The sequence below is a fragment of the Nostoc cf. edaphicum LEGE 07299 genome, assembly GCF_015207245.1.
Lineage (GTDB): Bacteria > Cyanobacteriota > Cyanobacteriia > Cyanobacteriales > Nostocaceae > Nostoc > Nostoc edaphicum_B.
In genome coordinates, this window is record NZ_JADEXF010000058.1 from 1 (window position 1) to 9,641 (window position 9,641).

General features: G+C 42.8%; 4 protein-coding genes and 1 pseudogene. 2 read left to right on the forward strand and 3 right to left on the reverse strand.

Annotation, left to right across the window (positions count from 1 at the left end; all coding sequences use genetic code 11):
• Nucleotides 1-2,832, forward strand: a 2,832-nt coding sequence (locus tag IQ229_RS02940) for a valine--tRNA ligase (protein WP_194041138.1), incomplete at its 5' end; no start/stop codon positions are given.
• Between the two features lie 161 nt (nt 2,833-2,993).
• Nucleotides 2,994-3,428: a hypothetical protein gene (locus tag IQ229_RS02945; protein ID WP_194041140.1), complete on the forward strand. Its 435-nt coding sequence runs from the start codon at nt 2,994-2,996 to the stop codon at nt 3,426-3,428.
• A 111-nt stretch (nt 3,429-3,539) separates the two neighbouring features.
• Here IQ229_RS02945 and IQ229_RS02950 read toward each other — a convergent pair whose 3' ends face one another.
• The 3 genes and pseudogenes from IQ229_RS02950 to IQ229_RS02960 form a co-directional block, all read right to left on the reverse strand.
• A complete protein-coding gene (locus IQ229_RS02950; protein WP_194041142.1) occupies nt 3,540-6,989 on the reverse strand; it encodes a cadherin-like domain-containing protein in 3,450 nt (1,149 codons plus the stop codon).
• 64 nt (nt 6,990-7,053) lie between these two features.
• Nucleotides 7,054-8,157, reverse strand: a complete 1,104-nt coding sequence (locus IQ229_RS02955) for a TIGR03032 family protein (protein ID WP_194041144.1) — start codon at nt 8,155-8,157, stop codon at nt 7,054-7,056.
• Nucleotides 8,158-9,052: 895 nt separating this feature from the next.
• Nucleotides 9,053-9,641, reverse strand: a pseudogene (locus IQ229_RS02960) (AarF/ABC1/UbiB kinase family protein); the annotation flags it as partial.

A 9,641-nucleotide genomic window follows, 5' to 3' on the forward strand; every position in this document is an offset into this window, starting at 1 on the left:
TTCTCAGATACGTTGATTGATACCCTTGTGCGCTACCACCGGATGCAGGGACGTAATACCCTGTGGGTACCCGGAACTGACCACGCCAGCATCGCTGTGCATAGTATGCTGGAAAAGCAACTCAAAAAAGAGGGTAAGACTCGCTACGAATTGGGGCGTGAGAAATTCCTAGAACGCGCTTGGCAATGGAAGGCGGAGTCTGAGGGAACGATTCTTAATCAGCTACGACGCTTGGGTGTCTCGGTGGACTGGTCACGGGAAAGGTTTACCCTGGATGAGGGTTTATCTAAAGCTGTTGTCGAGGCGTTTACTCGCCTTTACGAGGAAGGTTTAATTTATCGTGGTGAATATTTAGTTAACTGGTGTCCCGCTTCTCAGTCGGCTGTGTCTGATGTGGAAGTTGAAAATCAAGAGGTGAATGGAAATCTCTGGCACTTCCGCTATCCCCTGACCGATGGTTCCGGCTTTGTAGAGGTGGCGACAACTAGACCAGAAACGATGTTAGGTGATACGGCTGTAGCGGTTAATCCCAATGACGATCGCTACAAACATCTCATTGGCAAAACTCTAACTCTGCCAATTCTACAACGAGAAATTCCGATCATTGGCGATGAATTTGTTGACCCGACCTTCGGCACAGGCTGCGTAAAGGTGACTCCTGCCCATGACCCGAACGATTTTGACATGGGTAAGCGTCACAATCTGCCGTTAATCAACATTATGAATAAAGACGGCACTCTCAACGCCAATGCTGGAGAGTTTCAAGGACAAGACCGCTTTGTTGCTAGAAAAAATGTGGTTTCTCGCCTAGAAGCAGATGGCTTTTTGGTGAAGATAGAAGATTATAAACATACCGTTCCCTACAGCGATCGCGGTAAAGTACCTATTGAACCCCTCCTCTCGACTCAGTGGTTCGTCAAAATTCGCCCCCTAGCTGATAACACTCTCGAATTCCTCGACCAGCAAACTTCCCCAGAGTTTGTCCCCCAACGTTGGACTAAGGTTTATCGTGATTGGCTAGTAAAACTCAAAGATTGGTGTATCTCTCGCCAATTATGGTGGGGACACCAAATTCCGGCTTGGTACGCTGTCAGTGAAACGGGTGGGCAAATTACTGATAATACGCCCTTTGTGGTAGCAAAATCGGAAACTGAAGCTTGGGAAAAAGCCAAAGCGCAATTTGGCGAAAATGTCAAGCTAGAACAAGATCCAGATGTGCTGGATACTTGGTTTTCTTCTGGACTTTGGCCGTTTTCGACTTTGGGCTGGCCAGAACAAACTCAAGATTTAGCGACTTATTACCCTACTACTACTTTGGTAACAGGCTTTGACATCATCTTTTTCTGGGTAGCCAGAATGACCATGATGGCTGGGCATTTTACGCAGCAAATGCCTTTCCAAACAGTTTACATCCACGGCTTAGTGCTGGATGAAAAAGGTCAGAAGATGTCAAAGACCAAAGGTAATGGCATTGACCCATTGTTATTAATTGACAAATATGGTACTGATGCTCTGCGGTATACCTTAATTAGGGAAGTGGCTGGCGCGGGTCAAGATATCCGCTTAGAATACGATCGCAAAAAGGATGAATCGGCATCTGTTGAAGCATCGCGCAACTTTGCAAATAAGTTGTGGAATGCAGCCCGGTTTGTGATGATGAATTTGGATGGACAAACGCCGCAACAATTGGGGAACCCAGTAGCTACAGAATTGAGCGATCGCTGGATCATCTCGCGGTATCATCAAGTTATCAAACAAACCACTAATTACATCGATAATTACGGTTTAGGGGAAGCAGCAAAAGGACTCTACGAATTTATCTGGGGTGATTTCTGCGACCAGTATATTGAACTAGTGAAATCTAGATTGCAAGCAGATGCCGATCCTGTATCGCGGCGGGTAGCACAGCAAACTCTCGGCTACATACTCGAAGGGATTATGAAACTGCTTCATCCCTTCATGCCTCATATTACCGAAGAAATTTGGCAAACTCTCACCCAACAACCGGTAGATTCCCCGCAAACTTTACCATTACAAGTATATCCACAGGTAGATGCAAACCTAATTGATTCAGCTTTAGAAGAACAGTTTGAATTGCTGATTGGTACTATCCGCACAATTCGGAATTTGCGTGCTGAAGCAGATATTAAACCAGGGATAAAAGTAACAGCGAATTTGCAAACTGAAAGTGAGAAAGAGCGGGAAATTCTCACTGCGGGACAGTCTTATATTAAAGATTTGGCAAAAGTTGAGACTTTAACCATTACTGACAAGCAAGAAAACCAAACTATTGCTGCTAAAAAACCTCAGAGGGGTTTGAAGACAATTGGCTTAATTATCGTGGCCATTGTCTTTGGTAGAGTGGGTTTAGCTGCGGGAAATGCCATTGATGACATTCCCATCGTCGGAACATTATTTGAACTAGTTGGTTTTGGTTACACAGCGTGGTTTGTTAGCCAAAATTTACTCACTGCTCAAGCAAGACTTAGGTTATGGAGCCGATTTTTCCCGCAGAGAGAATTAGAACAATCACAAGAACCAGAAAATGCGATGCCTGACGGCAAGCCGCAAAGCGTCTACGCAGGTGTAATTGGTACAATACAGGTGCTAATTCCTCTAAGCGGTGTGGTAGATATTGAAGCTGTACGTGCCAAGCTAGAAAAAAGCTTGAGTAAAGCTGAAGCCGAAGTTCAATCCCTGAGTACTAGATTAAACAATCCTAGTTTCGTAGATAGAGCTAGGGCTGACGTGGTACAGGGAGCGCGGGATGCCTTAGCAGAAGCACAAAAGCAAGCTGAAATTTTGCGCGATCGCCTTAAGGGATTGTCGTAGCGATCGCCTGCGTGGCTTAGGATAACTGTAATGGGTAATGGGAGTATTAATAATTCCCAATTACCCATTACCACTTAACAAAATCCAAATATCCATTCTGGGACTTATTATTTTATTAAATTTTTTAATTTTTAATTTTTAATTGGAGCGAAGCGACCCTCATGCTATATCTAGCCCAGGTGCGTAAAAACGATTTTTTAGACCAGCACCAGTTACGCTTATTGGCGCGTCAAGAAGCTGATAACTTGTGGGCGATAATTCCCGAAGAAGCTTTCATTCTGCTGGGAAAGGGAAAGATCATGAGTGAGAACTTGCTTGTTCTAGTCGAACTTTCTCCTACAGGCGATATTGAAAAAATAGAAGACGCTACCAACTGGGTACTTCATCTGGTACAAAACTACCTCACCATCGGCATTACCCCAGAATTTTTGCAGCACGAAGCCGAGCGAGCAGAACATTGGCGACAATCCCTGACGTTGCAAAACCAAGATTTAGCAAGGCGTTCTTTAGAGTTAGAAGCCAGACGCGAACAAATTCAAGCCTTAGAAGAAAGCCTCAAACGTGAGAAGAATGGTTATTCTCAAGAGGAAAGTTAAAAGTTTATAGTTGTATTGCACTCAAATGTGTATTTATAAAAGATTACCCAGCAAGAGTTGCTCTGTCTCTTACTGGGTAATCTCTTGATGCTTGCTATAATTTAGCTTTCGTTAGGCAATGACAGTAATATTTGCACTACTAAGCGCTACCTGATTGGAGAACTGGGCAATTTGAATAACTTGTGCAGTCTTACCAATCCCATCCGCGTCAAAGAAAAGATTACCCGTAGTTTGATCATACATAAAGCGATCGCTTGCTGCGATCGCAGTGGTACCAAGTCGAAATAGGCCCGAATCAAGCGTAGTATTTTGAGATTGAACCAGTCCGAATTCAGCCTTGGAAATCAAGATAGTATCCTCTCCAAGAGTAAAATCAGCGATCGTATCATACCCTCCAATACGGGTACCAGTTAAGTTGAAGCTATCTTGCCCAGTTTCACCAGTCAATACATCTCGACCAACTCCACCAGCGATTAAATCGTCACCTGCACTACCGAATAAGGTGTCATTGCCTGAGTTACCAAAGAGACTATCATTGCCATCTCCTCCTGTTAACGTGTTAGCAGCATTATTTCCCATCAGGATGTTATTGAAGATGTTACCAGTACCACTGATTGCTCCGGTTCCAGTCAGAGTCAAATTCTCTAGGTTATTTCCCAACACCCAATTTACCGAAGAATTGACTAAATCTGTACCTGCATTTAAGTCTTCAACAATCAAGTCATTTACGTTGTCTACAGTGTAAATGTCATTACCGAGTCCACCATAAAGACTGTCAGTCCCTACACCTCCATTCAAGGAGTCATCACCTACACCGCCTAACAAGGTGTCATTACCTGAGCTACCAAAGAGGCTATCGTTGCCATCAATTCCATTCAACGTGTTAGCACCACTATTTCCCGTCAGGATGTTATTAAGGCTATTACCAGTACCATTGATTACCCCACTTCCAGTCAAAGTCAAGTTTTCCAGGTTATCTGCCAACACCCAATTCACCGAAGACTTAATTAAATCTGTGCCTGAATTTAAGCCTTCAATAATCGAGTCGTTTAAGTTGTCTACAGTGTAAATGTCATTGCCAGCTCCACCATTAAGACTATCAGATCCTAAACCTCCATCCAAGGTGTCATCACCTGCACTGCCTAACAAGCTGTCATTACCTGAGCTACCAAAGAGGCTATCGTTGCCATCTTCTCCATTCAAGATGTTAGCGCCAGTATTGCCAATCAAGATGTTATTAAGGCTGTTACCAGTACCATTGATTACCCCACTTCCAGCCAGGGTCAAGTTCTCCAGGTTATTTCCCAACACCCAACTTACCGAAGATTTAACTAAATCTGTGCCTGCATTTAAGCCTTCAATAATAATATCGTTCAGGTTGTCTACGATATAAATATCATTGCCGACTCCACCATTGAGACTATCAGATCCTAAACCGCCATCTAAGGTATCATTGCCTGCACCACCCAACAAGGTGTCATTGTCGGAATCACCAAAGAGGTTATCGTTGCCATTTTCTCCATTTAAGATGTTAGCGCCAGTATTACCAATCAAGATGTTATTAAAGCTATTACCAGTACCATAAATTGCCCCACTTCCAGTCAGGGTCAAGTTCTCCAGGTTATTTCCCAACACCCAACTCACCGAAGACTTAACTAAATCTGTGCCTGCATTTAAGCTTTCAAGAATAATATCGTTCAGGTTGTCTACGATATAAATATCATTGCCTTTACCACCGATGAGACTGTCAACTCCTGCACCACCATCTAAGGAATCATTTCCATCAGCGCCATCAAGGGTGTCATTATCACCTAGTCCTTGGAGCGTGTCATTGCCCTGCAATCCTGAGATGACATCTATATTGACTGTACCATTCAGGTTGTCTGCACCTAAAGTACCATTAATCACATTGTACTGATTAATAGTCAAGTTGACGGTAGCAGTACTATTGCCTCCGTGCCCATCACTTATACTGTAAGTGAAGCTATCGAAGCCATAATAGTTTTGGGCAGGGGTATAAGTGTAGGTACCGTCGTTGTTATTAACTAAGCTTCCTTGGCTAGGTTGGGTGAAGCCAGTAATACTCAAAACATCACTAACATCGACATCTTTATCATTGCTTAACAGAGTAGTAGCACTAATAATAACGGGTATGTTTCTTTTTGTGGTGATGCTATCGTTAACAGCAACAGGCGCATCATTCACCGCCGTAATATTAATATCGCGAGTAATGGCAGTACTATTAGCAGCCCCATCATTAACTATAAAGCTGATGGTACGAGGTGTAAGACTGGGGTTATCACTGTTGTTGGTATAAGTAATAGAACGTAGTGCGGTTTGATAGTTAGCAACAGTAGAACTGCCAGTTAAGGTTAAAACACCTGTGGTGCTGTCATAGCTGCCCGTAATCCCATTTTGGTTGGTGAAGGTGAGGGTATCTTGAGCAGAGGCGAAACCACTGGTAATGCTGATAGTGGCACTAGCTAGGTTGTCTGAGTCTAAGTCGCTAACAGTGATGCTTGAGTCGATGGCTATAGTGGTTTTTTCGGTGTATGCCAGTGCAGAGGCAGAAGCAGAGATTATCGGGGGAATGCCATTGTTAATGTTTAGTTGGGCATATATCCCATTACCAGACCCGTCCTGACCATCGCTTTGCCAAGAAACGACAAAGTCACCCCCTGCATTCATCGCAACTATGGGGTTAGTTTGGTCGCTGGTGGTGTAGGTATTAACCTTAAATTCGCCCCCTTGAGCCACCCCAAGATTGTTGTAGCGTTGGGCATATATCCCATTGATAGAACCATCCTGACCATCGCTTTGCCAGGAAATCACAAAGTTACCATCTGTATCCATCGCGACTGTGGGGTTAGCTTGGTTGTTGCTGGTGTAGTTATTAACCTTAAATTCACCCCCTTGAGCCACCCCAAGATTGTTGTAGCGTTGGGCATATATCCCATTACTAGACCCGTCCTGACCAAAGCTTTGCCAGGAAATGACAAAGTCCCCATCTGCATCCATTGCGACTGTAGAGTTATATTGATCGCTAGTGGTATAGGTATTAACTTTAAATTCATTCCCTTGAGCCACCCCAAGATTGTTGTAGCGTTGAGCATATATCTCATAGCTAAACCCTTCCTCTGAACTAATCCAAGAGATAACAAAGTCCCCACTTGAATCCATCGCTACTGCTATGGGATTAGCTTGGTCGCTGGTGGTGTAGGTATTAACCTTAAATTCGCTCCCTTGAGCCACCCCAAGATTGTTGTAGCGTCGGGCATATATATCAGTCCCGCCTTGACTATCACTTTGCCAGGAAATAACAAAGTCACCATCTGTATCTATCGCTATTACGGGATTATATTGATTGCCAGTAGTGCCAGTATTAACTTGAAATTCGCCCCCTTGAGGTGTCCCGTCAGTGTTATAGCGTTGGGCATATATCTTAGTTCCGTCTTGACCATCACTTTGCCAGGAAATAATAAAGTCACCATCTGCATCTATAGCTACTGTTGAGTTAGATTGATTGCCAATGGTGGTGGTATTAACTTGGAATTCAGTCATGAAAAAACCTCTGAAAAAACTAAAGATTTGATTTCAACAATTACGGTCTGATTAGATAGATTCCTTAGTCATTAGGAATCACTGCACTCGGTCGCAGCCAATAGTTAAACTCTGGTGCAGTAAATGCTTGGCGGATTTCTTTTCGTTCTTGATTCAAAACCATCGGACGCTGTACACCAGCAAGAAACTGTACATCATAAAGTTCTTGACAGCCTGTGGTGAACTTCAGCATCCCCACTTGCTGCCCATTTCGCAAATCCACAACTGCCACACCACAAAGCAACTGCTCAAAGCGTTGGGTAATGGGCAATCCTCCGAAAATATGCCGTTCTCGAATCTGGCATAGTCCAACTAGGGCGTAATACCCGACACAGCACAACCCCCGCAGAAATCCAGGGAGTACACAGACTACTTGTTTGTCTCCTGATTCTGGATGAATGCGCCATATTTCCCCTGCTCCAGAGTTGAGTAACCACAAAAACCCGTCATGCCAAATTGGGGAATGGGGCATTGATAATCCTTCTACAATAATTTCATTACTCTCTACTTCCACTACGACTCCACCGTTGGCTTTACCCGGTCGCCATCCTCCGACGGTATCTGTCGCACCAAGGGCAGTCACATACTTGGGTTTGCCATCCACCATTGCTAATCCATTCAGGTGACATCGGTCTTCTGGCACTACTTCAGAAATAAATTTCGGATGCCAGCGCGGTACAAAGCTAAAGTCTGGACTCAAGGTAGAAAGACACGAAAAGCGGGTGTTGACAATCCACAGCCCTTCTCTGCCAAATTCCAGGTCGTGAATGTTCAGGTCGCCTGTAAAATATGTCAGCCGTGGCAAATACAGGGCATCGTAGCGTCCGGGCTGCTCTTCTAAAAACTCATAAGCTAAGGCGGGGGCATTTGCTAATAAACAGACTTCGTGATGGGTAGCCAGTGCCAGTCGTGAACCATTCACTGCCAATCCCATTGGTTTAGAAAATTGGCGTAACAGCATGGTTATCTGTTCCCCATTCCAGCCTACTAGTGCCAGTTTTCCAGCTTGGTAGGTGGTGATGGCAATTGAACCTCCGGCTTGACTTAGCCAGGAAATAAATCCTTGATCGGCATCACATTGAATTAAGTTATTCTCTTCTGGCGCACTAGTGGGAAAAGTGGACAACATAAATCAGTTGAATTAAATTTCAAATTTTGTTGAGGAACTTTAGACTTAGTTAAATACAAAATATACTTAGCGGCTCTAGCCCTTAAAATTGAGCGGTAAATCACGAACTACGAACCCCGAAAATTACTGGTACAAACCACTAGAACAGCATGGCGTAAATCCAACTATCACCTCAATTAAGCAGATAAGTTGCTCTGAGCAACTAGTTAAAGGTGAACAAATTTATGCCAAAGTGTACTAGTGATTGATGTCTGTCATATCATTAGTTTTGATGAGTTGTGAAAATTTGTAGTCAGGGCTAAAACCCTTGACATTGACTGATAAATCGCTCGCTACGAACCTCTCAGAATTAATGACTGTCAATAAACAAGCCTGACCAGAAACAGCACCTAAAGGAATCGCCCCCAGATAATGGATCGTGCCACCATAAAGCTATACTGGACATAACTTTGCAGATATTTTGAACTTAGTTTTTTATAATGTCCTAGCGGTAAATCTTGTTTGGTAATCTACTGTTATAATAAAGACTTTTCTATTTAAAAATAAACTGTATATATACTGAATGTAAAAATTAGTTAAAACTTTAATAATTTGAAACCTTGATCATCAAGTTTTGTTACTATAGCGGCAAATTGCGTTGTTATGGTAGAGAAAATGCGTAGATGTAGCCCGTCGTATACATCGCCATCGTTTGTATTAAATATTTAGTCTCAATACGTATAATTATGCGATTCTTCACTCGAAATCAGTAGAGGTAAAAGTAGCAAGCCTGATACCGGATGAGTTGCAATTGCTGAAATTTCTACTACAAAAGGATTATAAAAATAAAATTACTATTTAGTTGCTAGAATGAATGATTTATGAGTTAAAAAAAGTTTTTAACTCATAACTTTTACTAAGATGCCAATAATTGCCGAATTAACCTGGCTACAGCTTTCTGCGTGAAGCGGTTGGCAATTTGTTGACCTAAACGTTGTACATCTGAATTTACCAATAACTGAGCAATTTGGGATGTCATTTGCACTGGGTCAAAGCCTCTTGTTTCTCGGAGAATACCTAATATACGTTTGATATGCTCCAAGGTTTGTTGTTGCTCAACTGTAGCTGCTGGAGTTTTATTAACGGCTGTCAATCCTACCCGTTCTCGTAACAAAGAGGTAAAGTTATGCAAAACATTTTTACCTAAAGCATCGAGTCCGTTAACAGATTCATCTACTAGTTTGTCACGAATAAAAGCACCGCGTTGAGATGACAAAAATTCTATCCCCTGATTTAGCACTAAATTAAAGTCGTAGTCTTGACTATTACGCGCATTTTTTAACAAGTTTTCTAAGCGGTTCCAACGAAATCTGCCATCTTTAAATAGCAAATCTTGCAATGATGCTCTTAATTGCGGTGCTGGATCTGTTAACAGGCGTTTAGAAACGTAGGGATAAGCTTCGCTGAGAACTTTAAAGTTTGGATCTATATATATTGCAATACCT